This is a genomic window from Achromobacter veterisilvae (assembly GCF_900496975.1).
GTDB classification, from domain to species: Bacteria; Pseudomonadota; Gammaproteobacteria; order Burkholderiales; family Burkholderiaceae_B; genus Achromobacter; species Achromobacter veterisilvae.
Window position 1 is genome coordinate 1 of record NZ_UFQC01000097.1, and the last position, 1,169, is coordinate 1,169.

General features: G+C 72.3%; 1 protein-coding gene. It reads right to left on the reverse strand.

What is annotated here, in order from left to right:
* Positions 1-2 precede the first annotated feature (2 nt).
* On the reverse strand, positions 3-1,169 hold a 1,167-nt coding region (locus AVE30378_RS32460), incomplete at its 5' end, for a Zn-dependent hydrolase (RefSeq protein ID WP_165360368.1).

Sequence of the window (1,169 nt, forward strand, 5' to 3'; positions counted from 1 at the left end):
GTTCAGGCGCCGCGCAGCGCCCGGTCCAGCTCCAGCACCGTCTGGTACAGCACGCGGGTGCCGTCCAGCAACTGCGCCGGTTCGATCCATTCCTCGGGGCAGTGGCTGCGCCCGTTCAGGCAGGGGATGAAGATCATGCCGATGGGACCGGTGGGCGCCATGTAGACCGCGTCGTGGCCCGCCCCGCTGGGCAGGCGCATGGAGGCGTAGCCCAGCCGGTCGGCGGCGGCCTTGACCGCGTCCATCACCAGCGGCGAACAATCGGTGGGGCGGGCGCGGCTCAGTTGCGCAAAGCTCGCGGTCAGGCGCAGCGCCTTCAGGTCCTGCGCCACGCCCGCCATCAGCGTCTCCGGGAAGGCGTCCAGCACGGCGTCGCTGTCGCTGCGCATTTCGAGCGTCAGTTCGACCAGGCCGGGCACGGCGTTGGCCGCGTTGGGCGTCATCGACAGCCGGCCCACCGTGGCCACCACATAATGCGGATTGCCGCTGGCGGCGCCGGCCTGGCGGCTGGCGGCGTCGATGATGCGCGCGGCCCCCACCAGCGCGTCGCGGCGGATGTCCATGGGCGTGGTGCCGGCGTGGTCGGGCTGGCCTTCCACCGTGATCAGCACGCGGCGGATGCCGACGATGTTGGTGACCACGCCGATGGGCAGGCCGCGGCTTTCCAGCACCGGGCCCTGTTCGATGTGCAGTTCGACGAAGGCGGCGGTCTCGCCGGCGCGGCGCAGCGGCGCGCCCAGCGCGGACGGGTCGCCGCCGATGCGGGCGATGCCCTGGGCCAGCGTCTCGCCCTCGGGGTTGCGGGCTTGCAGCATGTCGGCGGTCAACTGGCCGCACAGCGCGCGGCTGCCCACGCAGGAGATGCCGTAGTCGCTGGGTTCCTCGGACAGGAAGTCGATGACCTCGAAGGGGTGTTCAAGCTGGATGCCGTGTTCGCGCATCGTGCGGGCCGCTTCGATGCCGGCCAGCACGCCGATGATGCCGTCGAACCGGCCGCCGCTCATGACGGTGTCGCAGTGCGAACCGGTGGCGATGGGCTGGCGCGCGGGATCGCGCCCGGGCAGCGTGCCGATCAGGTTGCCGCCGGCGTCCAGGCGGGTGGACAGGCCCGCGGCTTCGAATTCGCCGCGCAGCCAGGCGCGGGCCTCGCCGAACAGCGGCGAGAACGC